Here is a 16,637-nt window from a genome sequence, read left to right on the forward strand (position 1 = left end):
CCGAGATCTGCGCGCGTCGCGATGAGTTCCGCGGTGTTCGGTGGTCATACCGTCGAACCCGGAACCGAGGAGGACCTCCGATGCGCAACGTGATCTGCTCCATGGCCGTCTCGCTCGACGGCTACATCGTCGGGCCGGACGGCGGATTCAACTGGTCTGTACCCGACCAGGAGGTCTTCGAGCTCGCCACCGACGAGGTGCGCCGGGTCGGCGTCCACCTGCTGGGGCGGCGGCTGTACGAGACGATGGTGTACTGGGAGACGGTCGACCAGAACCCGGAGCACGACCACTCGACGCGTGAGTTCGCCGAGATCTGGCGGGCGCTGCCCAAGGTGGTCTTCTCCACCACGCTCTCCGAAGTGCGGGGCAACACCCGCCTGGCCTCGGGAGGCCTGGCGGAGGAGATCGAGCGGCTGAGGGCCGAGCCGGGGGAGGGCGACATCGCTATCGGCGGCGCCACCCTGGCCGCCGAGGCTGCCGCGCTGGGACTGATCGACGAGTACCGGATCCGGGTCTACCCGGTTCTGGTCGGGGGCGGTATCCCGTTCTTCCCCCGGGCCGAGCGCCACGTGGACCTCGACCTCGTCGAGTCCCGCACCGTCGGTTCGACGGTGGTCTACCTCCGCTACCGCGTGGTCCGCTGACCGGCGCGCCTATCCGGCCGGCTGCCGGTCCGACCGTCGGGTCTGGTCCCGGAACCTCTTGGGCGAGACGCCGACCACGCGGCGGAACGCGGTGCTGAAAGCGCTCTCGGACCGGTAGCCGGTCCGGGAGGCGAGTTCGGAGATGGACATCGTGCCCTGGCGCAGTGCCTCGCGTGCCAGGCGCATGCGCCAGTGGATCAGGTACTCCCGCGGCGGGACCCCGACCTGGTCCTTGAACGACCGGGCGAACGCCGAACGCGACATGTGGCCGATGTCGGCGAGTTCCTGGAGCGTCCAGGCGTGCGCCAGGTCCTCGTGCATGGCGCGCATGGCCGTGCCGATCCCGTCGGCGCTGAGCGCGCAGAGCCGGCTGAAGGGACTGCGGGCCCGGCTCGCGTGGGCGCGGAGCAGGTGGATGAGCAGGACCTCCCCCAGACGGTCGAGGACCAGCGACCCGCCGCCGGCGGCGGTGGCCTCGAACCCGGCGACCAGGAGCCCTATCGGGTCGCTGTGGGCGGAGGGCTGGAGACCGACCTGCCCCGAAGGGTGGGGCAGCCCGTCAGCCGCTCACCACGCAAGGATGTAGGAGCTCATCCGGTGTGGGGAGGACCGTCCCGCAGGACGTGGTCCACTCGGAGCCGCTGGGTGTGGTGTATCGGCGGTTCGTCGATCTCGGCGGGCGCGAACCAGCGCACCTCATGTGATTCGTCGCTGACCGCGAGTTCTCCTCCCACCACCCGGGCGCGGAAGCACACGTTGAACCGGCGGCGCACCTCGCCGTCGCCGTAGGCGATGACGTGCCGGGCGTCGGTGCAGGTGCCGACCAGACCGGTCACCTCCACCTCGTACCCGGTCTCCTCGCGCACCGCCGCCTGCGGCAGGCTCTCGGTCATCTCCATCGCCCCGCCGGGCATCGCCCACAGTCCTTTGTCCACCCGCCGCTGCAACGGCAGCCGTCCCTCACCGTCGATGACGGCCGCACCGGCCGCGGCCACCAGACTGTTCGGGGCCGGTGCGGCCGGGGCGTCGTAGTGCTCGGTACGGGCCATATGCAGAGTCGCTCCTCAGGTGACCGGTCGAAGCCCCTCGGCCTCAGTCTTCCGCCATAGTCGCCTGGGCCGAACGAACGAGTTCCAGGGCCTGGTGACCACTGACCGCCGTGCGCGACAAAGCGGCGAACACGCGCCGGTAGGGTTCGACCGCGTCGTCGTCGGTCAGGTACAGCTCCGCGCTGACGGTCTCCACGATCACCCGTTCGTCGTCGTAGATCCAGAACCCGTGCATGGGGGAGACGGCCAGGGCCGCCGCCAGCGGGATGATGCCGATCCCGCCGATTCCTCGGCGGATGCACGTGGTCAGGTGGTCGAGTTGCTCGATCTGGACCTGCGCGGACGCGTGCCGGGTGCGCAGGGCCGGTTCCCACAACAGGATCCGCACCTTCCGGTCCCGGTCCCGGAGGATCGTGCGGCGCTCCATGCGCTTGCGGACGCCCTCCTCGATGTCGGCCGGGGTCCCGTAGAGTTCCACGGCCCGGCTGATCATGGCGCGGGCGTAGGCCGGTGTCTGCACCAGGCCCGGGACGCACACCGACTCGAAGATGTGCAGGGTGCGGGTGCGGTGCTCCAGGTCCACGGCGTTCTGTTGGCGGGCCCGGTCGCCGGCGGCGAGGCGGCGCCGCCATCCGGTGTAGTGGGTCTCCAGCGCGCCGAGCTGGGCCCCCAGTCCTTCGGCCGCGTCCTCGCGCCCGCACAGCAGGGCCCAGCGGCGCAGGTCGGCGGCGGCCGTGGTCTGGTTCCCGCGTTCGAGACGGGACACCTTGGAGGGGTGCCAACGGGCGCGGGCCGCCAGTTCCCGGCCGGACAGCCCGGCCTCCTCCCGGAGTGCGCGCAGCCGGACACCGAGGGAGGCACGGGCGGTCTGGTAGTCGGTCATAGGGCGCGAACCTCCAACCGTCGGGAAAGCGCCGGCATGCACCTCATGTCGACAGATCCCGGCCGATGGTCTGGACGAGTCGCACGGCTCGGGGACCGCGCAGGGCCGCGGCGGAGAGTTCCGCGAACGCGCGTCGGTAGGGCCCGGTCGCGAGGTCCTCGGTCAGGGACAGCTCGGCGCCGATGGTCTCCACCAGGACCTGTCTCTCGTCGAAGATCCAGAACCCGTGGGAGGGGACCACGTCCATGCTCGCCCCCATGGGGATGACGCCGATATCGGCCCGGCACCGGGTGATCTCCGAGGCGATGCGGGACAGCTGCCCGGCCATGACCGGGTCCGGACCCAACCTGATCCGCAGGGCCGGTTCCCAGATCAGGATCTCGAACCGCTTGCCGGATGCGTCCAGGATGCCCTGGCGATCCATGCGGGCGCTGACCGCCTTGTCGATGTCCTCGGGGGTGCGGTGGTGGCGCACCCCTCGGCGGAACATGAACGTCGCGTAGTCCGGTGTCTGGAGAAGGCCCGGCACACACGCGGTTTCGAGGATGCGAAAACGATGCGTCGCGGCGTCCAACGGGGAGTAGGAGCGTTGGAGCGGTTCGTGACCGCCGACAAGTCGCCGACGCCAGCTCGCATAGTGCGTCTCCAACGACCTCAACTGCGCCGATAGTCCCTCCGCCGCTTCGGAGCGCCCGCACACCCGCGCCCACGACCGGAGATCCTCCAGGCTCGCCGTCTGCTTGCCGTGCTCCAGTTTCGACACCTTGGAGGGGTGCCAGCTCAGACGCGCGGCCAGCTCCCGTCCGGACAGCCCGGCCTCCTCCCGGAGTTCGCGCAGGCGAACGCCGAGGGAGGCGCGGGCGGTCTGGTAGTCGGTCATAGGGCGCGGGCGGCCATGTACTCCGTGAAGGTCAGGGCGTGGTGCCAGGCGGCATCACGCGCCTGGAGGGAGGCCAGGACCTCCGCCGGTTCCTCACTGAGGTGGACGCCCAGGAACCGGTCGCCGTCGAAGGCCAGGCGGGCGACGGTGCGGCTGTCGAAAACCCAGAAGTCGTGGTCGGGCAGTTCCGCGACGATCGGGTGGGTGCGGGGCAGGTAGCGGATGTCCTCGCCCGCACCGAGGTTGTAGGGGGTGCCCCACAGCTCCCAGCGCAGGTAGTCCGACGGCGGGTCGTCGATGATCCGGACCCGTTCCATGCGCTTGCCGGTGGCGGTCTCCTCCCGCACCATGCGCAGCCACGGGGTGAACCAGTCCAGGTCGGGCTCTTTTCCGGTCAGCCATTCCTGAAAGGGCCGGTCCTCGTCGAGCTTGCCGTAGTAGGTGCGGGTCTCCAGTCTCCAGGCGGTGTGTCTGTACCGTCGGAAGAGGTCGTCAAAGGCTTCTCCGGATACCAGGTCGGGCACGTCACTCCTTGGGGGCGAAGCGGGTCAGCAGGGCTCGGGGGACCACGACGAACTCCTCGCCAGGCAGTACGTCCGCGAGCTGAGCGAGGGCTTCGGGATCCGTCAGCCGGTCGCCTTGGACCACGATGTCGCCGGTGTCGGTCTCGTACAGGGTCGGGCATCCGCCGTTCTGCGAAGTCGTGCCTATTTTGCGGAGTTTCGCAGAGGCTCCCTGTCTAGGAGGGGTGGAAACCCAGTTTCACCGACTCGGTTCTGCGCCCGCCAGAGCGGCGTCGACACCGCGCGAGCAATTCCGAGCAATCCCCGCTCGCGTGGCCCGAACCCGGGATTACGTTCGTCGGTACGCCGACCCTACCGACGAAGGAGACCTTGTGCGATCGGTGGAACCCCGCCTTGACGAACCCCGGGTGTTGGCCCCTTATGTCCGTGTCGGTTTCCAGGACGGGACGCTGTTCCTCGGGTTCGGGTCGATACGCCGACCCGTGCACGATCGGGCGCTGTGGGAGTCCCTGCTGCGACTGGCCGACCACTTCCGCACGCCTCGCACCCGGGCCGAGGCCCGTTCCTTCCTGGACGGTCCCTGCGGGGTGGATGTCGACCGGGCCGAGGCTGTGATGCGGCTGCTCGAAGACGGAAACCACCTGATACCCGCGCACACCTACGACCCGGCCGACCGCTACAGCCGCCACACGCTGTTCTACGCCCTCTCCGGGGCCGACGCGGTCAAGGTCCAGCTCCGGCTGGCCCGGTCCCGGGTCGTGCTGCTGGGGTGCGGTGGCATAGGCAGCCTGGTGGCGGTCACCCTGGCCACCGCCGGGGTCGGCGAACTGGTCCTGGTGGACGCCGACCAGGTGGAGCCGAGCAACCTGACCCGCCAGTTCCTGTTCACCGAGGCCGATATCGGACGGCCCAAGGCCGAGGTGCTCGCCCGGGAGCTGCGAAGGCGCAACCACGACTGCCGGGCGCGGCCGGTGGTCCACGAGGTCGGGGACGGGGAGGACCTGGAGCACCTGCCCGCCTGCGACCTGCTCGTGGTCTCGGCGGACTCTCCTGGGCTGACGGGCATGGTCAACGCCCACTGTGTCCGGAGCGGAACCCCCTGGTTGAACGCCTGCTACGTCAACGACATCGCGGTGTGGGGACCGCTGGTGGTGCCTGGGACGACCGGGTGCTGGGACTGCCGGCCCTTCACCGCCCATGCTCCGGAGGGGGAACCGGAGTTGGCCGGGCTCATGGCCCGGATCAACGACCGCTACCAGGCGCCCTCCAACGGCCCGGTGAACATGTTGGCCTCGTCCCTGGCCGTGCTGGACGTGCTCCGCTACCTGGGCGGCTTCGGGACCCCTTCCTCCTTGAACCGTCGGGTGGGTGTGTGGTCACACGACCTCACGCTCGACGAACAGGGGGCGGAACGCGACCCGGCCTGCCCCACCTGCGCCGATGCCGTTCCCCTCTGTGAAGGAGTCCGATGACCGCCGACGCGGGGTGCGTCTTCTGCCGGATCGTGGCCGGGCAGGCTCCCGCGCACCGGATCTGGGAGGACGCCGACCATCTGGCGTTCCTGTCGATCTTCCCCAACACCGAGGGGTTCTCGGTGGTGATCCCCAAAGCGCACCGGAGCAGCTACGTGGTGGACCTGGAAGACAAGGAGTACGTCGCGTTGCACCTGGCCGCGCGGGAGGTGGCGCGCCTGCTGGACGCGGCGTTCGCCGATGTGGCGCGCACCGGGATCATGTACGAGGGGTACGGGGTGGACCACGCCCACGCCAAGCTCTTCCCCATGCACGGAACGGCGGGCAACACCGGCGAGGACTGGCGGGCGGTGGTGTCGACCACCTCCGGCTACTTCGACCGCTACCAGGGCTACCTGTCCTCGCACGACCACGAGCGGGCCGACGACGGGTGGCTGGCCGAGGTCGCCGAACGGATCAGACGAGCAGAGCAGTGACAGCGGAGCCCGCTACCGCAAGTGTTCGAGGAACGGGTGCGGGGCGGCCCTGAGATGGGGCCGCCCCGCCGTTGCTTCTCGGGGGTCAGTTGTTGCCGTCGTCGTTCACGGCGGCCTCCTCGCTTTGTGTGGTGGATGCGCTGCGGGAGGCCGTTGTCCGTCCGGGGGTTCTCGGCGGCCTCCCGAAAACCATGGAAGCCCGGCGACCAGGCTCGGGGCAATGCGCTTGCTCGAAATTGCACCCGAAGGCGTGGCGGGAGAACAACGGCGCCCGGCAGGGGGTGTGGTTCTTCCTCGCCTGCGACCTGACCGGCGACCCCTGGGCCACCGCGGACTGGACCGGTCCGGGCGGGAAGCGCAGCCCCACCGGGCCAATGACACCCGCCCCCACAACAACTGAGAACACAGGTGCCCCGGCCGGTGCGCGAACACCGAGCCGGGGCGTGATCAGCACCTGCACCAGTCAGGAGATGACCATGGCACACCCTACAACCGGCCGCCACCGAAGGCCCTGCCACAGCATGGCCGGGTGCGTACGGGCCCTGACCACCGCGCTCCCGGCGACCGCCCTGGCCGCGCTCTTCAGCCCTCGACCGCCCCGGTAGCCCCACCGGGTTCCGCGCGCACTGCTCGCGCAGCCCACCGCCACCGCAAGGCGGGACGACCTGCTCGCCGACCCGCACGGCTTTCCCGACCCGGACACGGGGGCGGCCGGAGCCTGCACCGGCCCGACCGATCTGGTGGAGGACGACCCCGACCTGATCGCCGGGGCGCTGGTCCGCCCTTATCCCGACCTGGTTCCGCGGCCACGCCCGGCAGAGCGCGAGGACTCCCTGGCCTCCGGCGAGGATGAGTTCGCCGAGTCGGCCGACCGCATCCGCACCTACCTGGCCTTGCGGACCTGAAACGCTGCCCACGGATCCGGGGGCACCCTCTCCGATGAGGGGGCGGACCTGCCGTGACCGCTTCAGCGGGTCGGGGTCCCGGCGAGGGTGTCCGCGACCTGGCGCCAGGTCGGGAGGCCGCGGGTGGCGCTGCGCAGCAGGGTGAGGTTCGGGATCTCCTCCAGCATGCGTCGGCTGCGACCCCATGCGGGGTGGCCGGTCAGCCTGGCGCCGGTCTTGGGGACCAGGAACGTCGGCACGCCGCATCCGATCATCTCGCACACCAGCGCGACGGCGAGCGTGTCCGTGATGCCGAGCGCCGTCTTGTTCGTGCTGTTGAACGACCACGGGCAGGCCAGGACCGCGTCCGGGGGCGCCAGGCTCACGCCGGTTCCCGGATGGCGGAAGTCCACGCGCACCGGTTCGCCCGTCAGCTTCTCCAGCGCGTCGAGGTCGTGGAAGCGGGTGCCCGTCGGCGTACACAGCACGGTGACGCGCCACCCCTCGTTCTGGAGCAGGCGGACCAGGTCCGGAGCGGTCTCCTCCGGTGTCGTGGAGGCCCCTGAGAGGGTGAGGTACAGAGTTCGCATGCGGCCCAGTCTGGTCGCCGCGGGCGGACGGCGCCCCGCCGGGTCGGACCCGACGGGACACCGCCGCATCAACCCCGCTCGAAGTGGCGGCGGCGCTCGAAGTCGCTCACGGTGGCCGAGAACGCCGCCAGCTCCGCCCGCCCCGCAGCCGCGTAGTGGCGCACGATGTCGGGACCGAACACCGACCGGGCGATCTCACTCTCCTCCCAGGCGAGGACCGCCTCCTCCAGGGAGGCGGGCAGCCGGGGCAGGTCGGCCGCACCGGCGTCACCCGCCGTGGGCTCGGGCAGCGGCAGCTCCCGGTCGATCCCGTACAGCCCCGCGGCGATGATCGCCGCCACCGACAGGTACGGGTTGGCGTCCCCGCCCGGCACCCGGAACTCGATGCGCGCCGACTCCCCCTGCCCCACCACCCGTACCGGGCAGGTGCGGTTGTCCAGCCCCCACGCGATGGAGCTGGGCGCGTACGCCTGCGGCGACAACCTCTTGAACGAGTTCACGTTGGGCGCGTGCAGCAACGAGAACTCCCGCATGCACGCCAACTGTCCCGCCACGAAGTGCTCCATGTGCTCGGACATCCCGTACCGGCCCGACCCCGACCCGTCGTCGGCGAACACCGGCGCCCCGGTCCCGTCGCGCAGCGACAGGTGCACGTGGCAGGAGTTGCCCTCGCCCCCGTCGTACTTGGCCATGAACGTCAGCGCCACCCCGGCCTGGGCGGCCAGCGCCTTGGCCCCCGCCTTGTACACGACGTGGTTATCGCAGGTGCGCAGCGCGTCGTCGTAGCGGAACACGATCTCGTACTGCCCCGGATGGCACTCGCCGCGCGCCGACTCCACCCGCATCCCCGTGCGCTCCATCGCGGTCCGGATCCGCCGTACGAACGGGTCGATCTCGGTGACCTCGGGCAGCGCGTAGTCGGAGTTGAACCGGGTCGCCGTGGTCAGCCCCCGGTAGTCGCCCTCGAACGCCTCCTGGTAGGAGTCGCGGAAGACCAGGAACTCCAGCTCGGTCCCCGCCAGCGCCCGCCATCCGCGTTCGGCCAGCCGGTCCAGCTGGGCCTTGAGCACTTGGCGCGGCGCCACCGGTACCGGTCGCCCGTCGGCGTCCAGGGCGTCACCCAGCACCAGCGCCGTCCCCGGGTCCCAGGGCAGGTACCGCAGGGTGCCCGGGTCGGGCAGGATCGCGAAGTCGCCCAGGCCGCCGCCCCACGGATCGGTGGCGTACCCCGGCCGCGATTCCATCTCCACGTCGGTGGCCAGCAGGTACAGGCAGGCGTCGAAGCCGTGCTCCAGGACGCGTTCGGCGAAGTCGCGCGGCGCCACCCGGCTGCCCTGGACCCGTCCCTGGAGGTCGGGCAGGGCGACGATGACGTCGGTGATCCCCCCGGCCTCCACGTCGGCGCGCAACCGCTCCAGGGGGACCGGGAAGGGCGGCGGGGGAGGGGAGGGCGGCAGGGTCTCGAACAGGGGCGGCAGGCCGTCGCCGATCAGCGGGTTCACGCCGTCTCCTCGGTGGTGAGCAGCGGGTTGGGGATCGCCGGGGCGTCCAGGTGGAACTCGGCGTCGCGTTCGGCACGGTCGTGGTAGCCGCCGCCGAGCAGCCGCTCCCGGTTCAGGCACACCCGCTCGAACTCCGGTGCGAGCAGGTCGAACAGCGCGAACCGGTCGGCCAGCTCGGGGAACTCGGCCTGGTAGCGGTCGACCTCGGCGCGCGCCAACGCCCAGAACCGCTCCTCGGGCAGCCCCAGGTGTTCGTCCATCAGCGGTGCCAGGTAGCGGAAGTGGCCGACGAACAGGGACTTGACCACCGAGGAGGTGAGTTCGCGGGCGTCGAAGCGCATGAGCACGCCCAGCGCCTCGTCGGGCAGACCGGCGTATTCGGGCAGGTCGGTGTCCAGGAGCTTCATGTCGTCCACGAAGTCCTTGACGGCCAGCCGCGCCGGCCGGTCGTGCGCGTCGTAGACGACGATCGCGTTCTCCCCGTGCGGGTTGAACGCCACCCCGTACCGGTAGAGCAGGTGCAGGATGGGCGGCAGGACCGCGCCGAACAGCGCGGCCGTCCACGACTCGGCGTCCAGCCCGGAGCGCTTCACCAGCTCGGCCGTGAACGCACGGCCCTCCCCGTCCACGTGCAACAGGGCGGCCAGGGTGCGGGCCCGTTCGCCGGTGTCCAGGCGTTCGCCCACCGGTTCGCGCCACAGGGCGCCCAGGAGCTGCCGGTGCCGGTAGGGGGCGTCGGGGATGTCCTCCAGCACCGGGTGGCGCACCGCGACGGCGGCCACCTCGCCGGGCAGGATCACCCGGTGGCGCTCGGCCAGGAACGCGTCCCGCGCGTGCAGGGCGTGCACCCACCCGGTGCTGACCGGGGCGGCCCGGCACAGCTCCGTGGGGATGCCCCGGTAGACCATGGTGTTGAGGATCGCCAGCGACAGTTTGACGTTGAACCGGTCCGGGCGGGTGAGGTTGGTGAACGTGCGGATGGACTGCTGGGGCAGGTAGTCGTCCTCGGCCTCGCCGAGCGGGACGATCAGTCGGTGGGCGAGTTCGGCGGCGAACAGCGGCACCACCACCTCGTCCCACTGCCAGGGGTGGACCGGCAGCCACACGTACTCCTCGGGCCGCACCCCGGCCGCCGTCAGTCGTTCGGTGAACCGTGCGGTGACCGCCGCGCCCAACTCGCGCGAGCGCAGCGTCTCCGCCTCCAGGCCGGACACCCCGTGGTACTCCGCCAGGGAGGTGTGCACCGCGATCCACGGCAGCCGGGCCGGGCGTCGCGCCTCGGGTGGGAAGTCCGCGCGGTCGCGGGCCGAGAACCCCACCCGGCCCTTGTTGGCGAAGATCCACGGGTGGCCGGTCTGGTGTCCCTCCAACGCGGCGTAGGGCAGGTCGGCCAGCTCGGCGGCGCCCACCCGCTCCACCGCCAGGCGGGCGTCGGCGGACAGGGTCGCGTTCAGCTCCCCGACGGTGAAGGCCTCCACGGCCGGGTCCACGATCCCAGCCTCGCCCAGGTCGCGCAGGAGCGCGAACGGGGACGCCGGGGCGTCGTTCCCGTCGGGGCCGGTGCGCACGGCCGTGCCGGGCCGCACCCGCCACCCGTCCATGGTGGTGCGCCGTCCCGCGAACCGGTAGCGGGCACCGCCCACGTCGGCCCGCCATCGGTCGGGTCCCTCGGCCACGGGGGCCAGCGCGTACTCGAAGCACAGTTCGGCGAGCATCTTGGCGACCAGGTGGTCGCAGGCCCGGTCCCAGTGCTCGGCGGTGAGCTCGGCGGGCACCGGCAGGGGTGCGGCGGACGTGTCGGTCAAGGGGTTCACTCCTGCTCCTCGGGGACGGCCAGCGGGTTGTCGACCAGGCCGTGCATGACGTCGAACTCGGCGTCGCGTTCGGCGCGCTCGTGGAAGCCGCCGCCCATGAGCTGCTCGCGGTTGAGGGCCACCCGACCCACCTTCGGGGCCAGCAGGTCGAACCAGGCGAAGCGCTCGGCCAGCTCGGGGAAGCGCGCGTGGTAGGCCAGTACCTGCGCGCGGGCCAGCGCCCACAGCCGTTCCCCGGGCACGCCCAGGTCGTGGTCGACGATGTCGGCGAGGAAGCGCAGGTGCCCGGCGCAGATCGCGGACAGCACCGAGTGCGCCAGCTCCTCCGGCTTCCACCGGTGCAGCACCGACCGCACGTGCTCGGGGATCTCGGCGTACTCGGGCAGGTCGAAGGGGAGCAGTTCGACGTCCGAGCCGAAGTCCTTGAGCGCGATGCGCACCGGCACCTCGTTCTCGTCCAGGATGAGCACCACGTTCTCCCCGTGCGGGGTGAAGGAGGCGCCGTACCGGTACAGGTAGTGCAGGACCGGCGGGAACAGGGCGGAGACGAACCGCTCCAGCCACGCCTCGACGCCGAGCCCGGAGCGTTCGATCAGTTCGGCGACCAGGGGGCGGCCGTCGGAGCCCCTGAGGAGCAGGCAGGCCATGGTCCGGGCGCGCTCGCCCTCGCGCAGGTGCAGGTGGATCGGCTCGCGCCAGATGGTGCCCAGGAGTTCGTGGAACCGGTAGGGGGCCTGGGGCATGGCGGCGAACACCGGGTGCGACACGGTCGCCGAGGCGCGCTCGGCCAGCATCACCACCCCCGTCTCGGCGAAGAAGTCGTCGCGTTCGGCGAGGTCGCGCAGCCAGGTGCTGGTGTGCGGGGCGCATCCGGTCTGGGTGCCGGACAGGCCGCGCCACACCAGGGTGTTGCGGATCATCAGCGGCACCTTGACGTTGAGCCGGTCGGGCCGGTCCAGGTTCATCAGGGTGCGGATGGACTGGAAGGGTCGGTAGCGGTCGCGGCTCTCGCCCAGCCGGACGACCCGGCCCAGGGCGAGTTCGCCCGCGAACAGCGGGGCGATGACCTCGTCCCACTGGAAGGGGTGGACCGGGACCCACAGGTACCGGTCGGGGTCGCCGCCGCGCTCACGGATCCTCGCGGCGAACCCCGCGCGCTGGTCGTCGTCGAGTTCGGCGGCCAGGAGCGCGGCCCGGTCGGTGCCCGCCATGGCCTGGAACCGGCCCAGGTCGGGATGGACGGCGATCCACACCAGACGGAACGCGCCGCGGGCCTCGGGGGTGTAGCGGGCGGCGTCGTCGGCGGAGAACCCGAGCCTGCCCTTGTTGACGAAGATGCAGGGGTGGCCGGTCTGGTAGCCCTCCAGGTCCTCGTAGGGCAGGTCGACCAGGTCGGCGGCCGGGAGGGCGGCGGCCAGCAGGCGCGCGTCGGCGGCGTGGGTGGCCAGCAGGTCGCGCACCACCTCGGCCAGGGAGTCGCCGGGCAGGCCCACCGTCCGCTGGGCGTCGGTGACGAACCGGGTGGGGTCCCAGGCCGGTTCGGCGCCCTCGTCGTCCACGCGGACGAAGGAGTCGGGGTCCGCGTGCCAGGACCCGAACCCGCCGCGCCGGGCGGTGAAGGTGTAGACGACGCCGTCGTCCACGGGCAGCCGCCAGGCGGGGGAGCCGCCGGGGGCGTCGCCGGCGGGTGAGGGGACGATCATCTCCTCGTAGGCCATCTCGCCCACCATGTGGGCGAGCAGGCGACGCCCGGCCCGGCGCCACGCGTCGGCGTCGTGGGTGTGCTGTGCGTTCTCAGACATGGTGCGGTCTTTCGGTGGGGTGCGCGGTGGAGGGGACGGTGGTCGGCGGCCGACCGGTGAAGGCCAGGAGGAGGGCCAGGGCGGCGAACAGTCCCGCCCCGGCCAGCAGCGGCAGCCCCAGCCCGGCCCCGGCCAGGGCGGTGGCGGCCACCGGACTGATCAGGGTCGCGGCGACCCGCACGGTGGCCACGATCGAGAACGCCGGTCCGGCCGTGCCGGTGGCGGAGAACACCCGCAGGTCCAGGGCGATGTGTCCCAGGCCCAGCCCGACGCCGAAGACGATCCGGCCCAGGGCCAGCAGGGCGAGGTCGTCGGTGAGGAACTGTCCGGCCAGCCCGGCGGCGGCAGCCAGGCACGCCACCGGTAGCAGGGCCCGGCCCAGCAGGGCGTGGGCCCGGCCGGCCAGCGGCAGCACCGCCAGCACGGAGATCTGCGGCAGGAGGAAGAGGACGGCGGCGGTCGTGGTGCCGATGCCGCCGTCCTCCACGTAGAGGGTGAAGAAGGGCCGCACGATGAGCCGGGCGATCTCCACCGCCAGCACGATCGCGCTCACCGTGACGATCGCCGTCACTGCGCCGGGGGCCGTGCCGGGGGCCGTCTTCGTCCCTGCGGTCGTCGCGTCGGCGGTGTCGGTGACGGCGGGACCGGTCCTCCCCCCGGGCAGCCGCCGGTGACACAGCACCGCCAGGGCGACGTACAGCAGCGCGCAGGCGGCGATACCCCACCGGGGCTGGGGCAGGGCCATGATCCCTGCGCCGATGAGGGTCGCCACCACCGTGCCGCCGTTGATGACGTAGGCGAACACGGTGACGTCGCGGACCCGGTCGGTGCCGGTGCCCACGAACGCCGGGTAGGCCAGGGTGAACGCCATCGTGACCGCGACCTGCACCGCCGACAGCACCAGGAACACCGGGTAGGTCGGCGAGACGGCCAGTGCCACCTCCAGTACCGCCGCCACCCCCAGGGACCCCAGCACCAGGGACGACAGGGAGAACCGCCGGGCGATCAGCCCCCACAGGGGCATGGCCACCAGCGCGGTCACCCGGCACACCCAGATGTACACGCCGGTGGCCGCCGGGTCGGTGACCCCGAACAGACGCTCGAACAACTGCGGGTAGAACGGGCTCAACGCCACGTCGCCGACGAGGTGCAGGAGGACGACCAGCAGGTACAGCCGGCGGAACGTCGGCCCGCTCACCGCCCCGCCCCGGCCGGTGCGCCGAAGGACGTGAACGCCGTCCGCTCCGGCAGCCGGTACACGGGACGTCCGGCGATGGAGTTGAGGATGACGGCCGCCCGCCAGGCGCCGAGCCCCAGGTCGGGGGCGCCCACGCCGTGGGTGTGCAGTTCGGCGTTCTGCACGTGGACGGGCGCGGTGAGCGTCGGGTCGGTGGCCAGGCGCAGGTCCTCGTCGATGAGCGGACGCCCCTGGTCGTCGGTCTCGATCAGCTTGGCGATGGGCGCCAGGAAGTCGGGAGAGCGCTGGGCGTACCCGGAGGCGGAGATCACCGCGCCGGTGCGCACGGTGAACTCGGCGTCCTGCTCGCGGTGGCGGAAGCGCAGCGCGAACCCGTCCCCGTCGGCCTCGGCCGCCAGCAGCTCGCAGTGGGCGCGCAGGTCGACGCCCACCTCGGCGCCGGCGATCCCGCGCTCGTAGAGCACGTCGTGGATCTCGGCGATGGTGTCGCCGCTGATGCCCTTGTACAGCTGCCACTGGGCGGGCACCACCCGGTCCCTGGTCTCCTGGGGCAGGCCGTGGAAGTAGCGGGTGTAGTCGGGGGTGAAGTGCTCCAGACCGAGTTTGGAGTACTCCATGGGCGCGAACGCCGGGGAGCGGGTCAGCCAGTGCACCGCGCTCTCGCGGTGCTCGGCGGAGCGCAGCAGGTCCAGGAACACCTCGGCGCCGGACTGGCCCGATCCCAGGACGGTGATGTCGTCCACCCCGGCCAGGTGGGCGGCCTTGTCGAGGTACTCGGCGGCGTGGAGGACCCGGTCGCCCACCAGGGGGCGCAGCGGCTCGGGCAGGACCGGTTCGGTACCGATGCCCAGGACCAGGGCACGGCCGCGCGTGCGGGTCACGGTCCCCTCACCGTCGACGTGTTCCACGGTGAACACCCCGGCCTCGTGGTGGACGGCGGTCACCCGGGCGTCGAACCGGCACGAGTCCAGCGAGCGGGCCACCCAGCGGCAGTAGTCGTCGTACTCGCGGCGCGGCACGTGGAAGTGCTCGGAGAAGTAGAACGGGAACAGCCGGTCGTGTTCGCGCAGGTAGGACAGGAACGACCAGCGGCTGGTGGGGTCGACCAGGCTGACCAGGTCGGCGAGGAAGGGCACCTGGAGCCGGGCGCCCTCCAACAGCAGGCCCGGGTGCCAGGAGAACGTGGGTCGGGCCTCCAGGAACCGCGCGTCGAAACCGGGGACGCCGTCGGCCAGGGCGGCCAGGGCCAGGTTGAACGGGCCCAGTCCGACGCCCACCAGGTCGTGCGGCACGTCGTCCCCGGGGGTGAGGGAACGGAGATCGGTGCTGGTCAACGGGACTCCTTCAGGGCGGACACCTCGGTGTCGCCGGCGGTGACGACCTCGGCGAGCAGGGCGGCGGTGTCGTCGACGGTGGTGTCGGGGTTGAGCAGGGTGAGCTTGAGCCACACCCGGCCGTCGATGCGGGTCCGGCCCACCACGGCCCGGCCCTCCTCCAGGAGGCGACGGCGCAGCCGGGCGTTGACCTCGTCGGAGTCGGCGCCGGCGTCGTAGCGGAACACCACGGTGGTCAGGGAGGGGGTGGTGGCCAGGCGCAGACGGGGGTGGGCGGTGACCCGGGCGGCGGTGCGCAGGGTCAGGTCCCGGCAGGCGTCCACGAGACGCCCCAGTCCGTCGGTGCCCAGCACGCGCAGGGTGACGGCGATCTTGAACACGTCGGCACGGCGGGTGGTGCGCAGCGAGTAGCCGAGCAGGCTGGGGTAACCGGCCTCCTCGTCGTCGGTGGGGTTGAGGTAGTCCACCGACCGGGACAGGGGCGCGAACAGGGCGCGTTCGCGGGTGAGCAGAACGCCGGCGGCCACCGGCTGCCAGCCGAGTTTGTGCAGGTCGAGGCTGACCGAGTGGGCCCGGTCCAGCCCGGCGAGCAGTCCGCGCAGGCGGCGGGAGAACAGCAGCCCGCCACCGTAGGCGGCGTCCACGTGCAGCCACACCCCGTACTCGCGGGCGATGTGGGCGATCGCGCCCAGGGAGTCGATGCCGCCCAGGTCGGTGGTGCCGGCGGTGGCGACGATCGCGACGGGGAGGTCGCCGTCGGCGCGCAGGGTGTCCAGGGCCTCGCGCAGGGCGCGGGGGCGCATCCGGTGGTGGGAGTCGACGTCCACGGTGACGACGGCGTCCTCGCCCAGCCCGAGCAGGGCCGCCGAGCGCTGGACGGAGAAGTGGGCGGCGGCCCCGCACAGGACGCGCGGGCGGGCGCCCGCGGCGGCCCGTGCCACCCCGTGCCGGACCGGGTCGCGTTCGGGGCCCGCCAGGGCGTGGTCGCGGGCCAGCAGCAGGGCGGTGAGGTTGGACTCGGTGCCACCGGAGGTGACGACGCCGCCGGCGATCTCGGGGTCGTATCCGGCCAGTCCGGCGAGTTCGCCGATGACCTGGGTCTCCATGGCGGTCGCGGCGGGCGCCTGGTCCCAGGAGTCCATGGACTGGTTGAGGACGGAGGCGACGGCGTCGGCGGCCACGGCCACGGCCAGCGGCGGGCAGTGCAGATGGGCGGCGCAGCGCGGATGGGCGGGGTCGGCGGCGTTGACCGCCAGGGCGTGGGTGAGCCGGGTGAGGACCCGTTCGGCCGGGCCGGGGGCACGCGGGTCGCCCCCGGGGGTGGAGGCCAGGGGGCCCAGGGCGGCCCGCACCGCCTCGGCCACCTGGTGGGGGGTGCGGGCGGGCAGCGGACCGTCGCGTTCGTCGCGGGCCCGGGTCAGTGCCTCGGCGGCGGACGCCACGAGCGCGGCCACGGCCTCCGGGCCGCCGGGGGCGCCGGCCAGGCCGTCGGCCAGGAGGGTGGAGGCGTCGGTGGGGACGGTGAGGCCGTCGGGCCTCCAGGTCACGGTGTCGCCACCGGGAGTGAGGGTCATGGGGCGTCGGG

18 protein-coding genes are annotated in these 16,637 nt (G+C 72.2%); 5 read left to right on the top strand and 13 right to left on the bottom strand.

All coding sequences use genetic code 11. From position 1 onward, the window contains the following. Positions 1-80 precede the first annotated feature (80 nt). Positions 81-644: a dihydrofolate reductase family protein gene (locus tag RM479_RS12720; RefSeq protein WP_311511932.1), complete on the top strand. Its 564-nt coding sequence runs from the start codon at positions 81-83 to the stop codon at positions 642-644. 9 nt (positions 645-653) lie between these two features. Here the strand turns inward: RM479_RS12720 and RM479_RS12725 are convergent, their stop codons facing one another. From RM479_RS12725 to RM479_RS12750, 6 genes are all read right to left on the bottom strand, one after another. Next, positions 654-974, bottom strand: a complete 321-nt coding sequence (locus tag RM479_RS12725; protein WP_311511933.1) for a helix-turn-helix transcriptional regulator — start codon at positions 972-974, stop codon at positions 654-656. 260 nt (positions 975-1,234) lie between these two features. Beyond that, the gene (locus RM479_RS12730) at positions 1,235-1,693 is read right to left on the bottom strand and encodes an NUDIX domain-containing protein (protein ID WP_311511934.1); all 459 of its coding nucleotides are present in this window, start codon (positions 1,691-1,693) and stop codon (positions 1,235-1,237) included. A gap of 43 nt (positions 1,694-1,736) precedes the next feature. Continuing rightward, positions 1,737-2,576, bottom strand: a complete 840-nt coding sequence (locus RM479_RS12735) for a helix-turn-helix domain-containing protein (protein ID WP_311511935.1) — start codon at positions 2,574-2,576, stop codon at positions 1,737-1,739. 43 nt (positions 2,577-2,619) lie between these two features. Continuing rightward, entirely contained in the window at positions 2,620-3,456 is an 837-nt protein-coding gene (locus RM479_RS12740) for a helix-turn-helix domain-containing protein (protein WP_311511936.1), read from the bottom strand. After that, a complete protein-coding gene (locus RM479_RS12745) occupies positions 3,453-3,980 on the bottom strand; it encodes a DUF6879 family protein (protein ID WP_311511937.1) in 528 nt (175 codons plus the stop codon). Before RM479_RS12745 ends, RM479_RS12740 begins: the two co-directional genes overlap by 4 nt. Position 3,981: 1 nt before the next feature. Then, positions 3,982-4,167 carry a hypothetical protein gene (locus RM479_RS12750; protein WP_311512081.1) on the bottom strand — a complete coding sequence of 62 codons (186 nt, stop codon included), beginning with the start codon at positions 4,165-4,167 and terminating at the stop codon, positions 3,982-3,984. Between the two features lie 193 nt (positions 4,168-4,360). On the opposite strand from RM479_RS12750, the gene RM479_RS12755 reads away from it, so the two are divergent. The 4 genes from RM479_RS12755 to RM479_RS12770 all read left to right on the top strand — a co-directional run bounded on the left by RM479_RS12755 (position 4,361) and on the right by RM479_RS12770 (position 6,833). Further along, a complete protein-coding gene (locus RM479_RS12755; protein WP_311511938.1) occupies positions 4,361-5,452 on the top strand; it encodes a HesA/MoeB/ThiF family protein in 1,092 nt (363 codons plus the stop codon). After that, on the top strand, positions 5,449-5,928 hold the full coding sequence (locus RM479_RS12760; protein WP_311511939.1) for an HIT family protein: 480 nt from the start codon (positions 5,449-5,451) through the stop codon (positions 5,926-5,928). The genes RM479_RS12755 and RM479_RS12760 overlap by 4 nt, the downstream gene beginning before the upstream one ends. 476 nt (positions 5,929-6,404) lie before the next feature. After that, positions 6,405-6,533, top strand: coding sequence for a hypothetical protein (locus tag RM479_RS12765; protein WP_311511940.1), 129 nt, complete (start codon positions 6,405-6,407; stop codon positions 6,531-6,533). 135 nt (positions 6,534-6,668) lie between these two features. Beyond that, positions 6,669-6,833, top strand: coding sequence for a hypothetical protein (locus RM479_RS12770; RefSeq protein WP_311511941.1), 165 nt, complete (start codon positions 6,669-6,671; stop codon positions 6,831-6,833). A gap of 62 nt (positions 6,834-6,895) precedes the next feature. Here RM479_RS12770 and RM479_RS12775 read toward each other — a convergent pair whose 3' ends face one another. From RM479_RS12775 to RM479_RS12805, 7 genes are all read right to left on the bottom strand, one after another. After that, on the bottom strand, positions 6,896-7,402 hold the full coding sequence (locus RM479_RS12775; protein ID WP_311511942.1) for a flavoprotein: 507 nt from the start codon (positions 7,400-7,402) through the stop codon (positions 6,896-6,898). A 68-nt stretch (positions 7,403-7,470) separates the two neighbouring features. Further along, positions 7,471-8,904, bottom strand: a complete 1,434-nt coding sequence (locus RM479_RS12780) for a glutamine synthetase family protein (protein WP_311511943.1) — start codon at positions 8,902-8,904, stop codon at positions 7,471-7,473. Further along, complete coding sequence (locus RM479_RS12785; protein WP_397222031.1) at positions 8,901-10,718, bottom strand: IucA/IucC family protein; 1,818 nt, start codon at positions 10,716-10,718, stop codon at positions 8,901-8,903. The genes RM479_RS12780 and RM479_RS12785 overlap by 4 nt, the downstream gene beginning before the upstream one ends. After that, complete coding sequence (locus tag RM479_RS12790; protein WP_311511945.1) at positions 10,715-12,520, bottom strand: IucA/IucC family protein; 1,806 nt, start codon at positions 12,518-12,520, stop codon at positions 10,715-10,717. Before RM479_RS12790 ends, RM479_RS12785 begins: the two co-directional genes overlap by 4 nt. After that, positions 12,513-13,718: an MFS transporter gene (locus RM479_RS12795; RefSeq protein ID WP_311511946.1), complete on the bottom strand. Its 1,206-nt coding sequence runs from the start codon at positions 13,716-13,718 to the stop codon at positions 12,513-12,515. Before RM479_RS12795 ends, RM479_RS12790 begins: the two co-directional genes overlap by 8 nt. Then, a complete protein-coding gene (locus tag RM479_RS12800) occupies positions 13,715-15,052 on the bottom strand; it encodes a lysine N(6)-hydroxylase/L-ornithine N(5)-oxygenase family protein (RefSeq protein WP_311511947.1) in 1,338 nt (445 codons plus the stop codon). Before RM479_RS12800 ends, RM479_RS12795 begins: the two co-directional genes overlap by 4 nt. Beyond that, positions 15,049-16,626 (bottom strand): pyridoxal phosphate-dependent decarboxylase family protein, encoded by a 1,578-nt coding sequence (locus RM479_RS12805; RefSeq protein ID WP_311511948.1) that lies wholly within the window; start codon positions 16,624-16,626, stop codon positions 15,049-15,051. The genes RM479_RS12800 and RM479_RS12805 overlap by 4 nt, the downstream gene beginning before the upstream one ends. Positions 16,627-16,637: the final 11 nt, after the last annotated feature.

Origin of the sequence: Nocardiopsis lambiniae (assembly GCF_031845465.1) — a bacterium.
In the GTDB taxonomy this organism is placed as follows: domain Bacteria; phylum Actinomycetota; class Actinomycetes; order Streptosporangiales; family Streptosporangiaceae; genus Nocardiopsis; species Nocardiopsis lambiniae.

Coding starts and splice junctions, on each gene's coding strand:
- RM479_RS12740 (WP_311511936.1), bottom strand. CDS start 3,456: ATGACCGACTACCAGACCGCCCGCGCCTCCCTCGGCGTTCGCCTGCGC.
- RM479_RS12805 (WP_311511948.1), bottom strand. CDS start 16,626: ATGACCCTCACTCCCGGTGGCGACACCGTGACCTGGAGGCCCGACGGC.
- RM479_RS12765 (WP_311511940.1), top strand. CDS start 6,405: ATGGCACACCCTACAACCGGCCGCCACCGAAGGCCCTGCCACAGCATG.
- RM479_RS12735 (WP_311511935.1), bottom strand. CDS start 2,576: ATGACCGACTACCAGACCGCCCGTGCCTCCCTCGGTGTCCGGCTGCGC.
- RM479_RS12790 (WP_311511945.1), bottom strand. CDS start 12,520: ATGTCTGAGAACGCACAGCACACCCACGACGCCGACGCGTGGCGCCGG.
- RM479_RS12725 (WP_311511933.1), bottom strand. CDS start 974: ATGCGCGCCATGCACGAGGACCTGGCGCACGCCTGGACGCTCCAGGAA.
- RM479_RS12730 (WP_311511934.1), bottom strand. CDS start 1,693: ATGGCCCGTACCGAGCACTACGACGCCCCGGCCGCACCGGCCCCGAAC.
- RM479_RS12775 (WP_311511942.1), bottom strand. CDS start 7,402: ATGCGAACTCTGTACCTCACCCTCTCAGGGGCCTCCACGACACCGGAG.
- RM479_RS12720 (WP_311511932.1), top strand. CDS start 81: ATGCGCAACGTGATCTGCTCCATGGCCGTCTCGCTCGACGGCTACATC.
- RM479_RS12760 (WP_311511939.1), top strand. CDS start 5,449: ATGACCGCCGACGCGGGGTGCGTCTTCTGCCGGATCGTGGCCGGGCAG.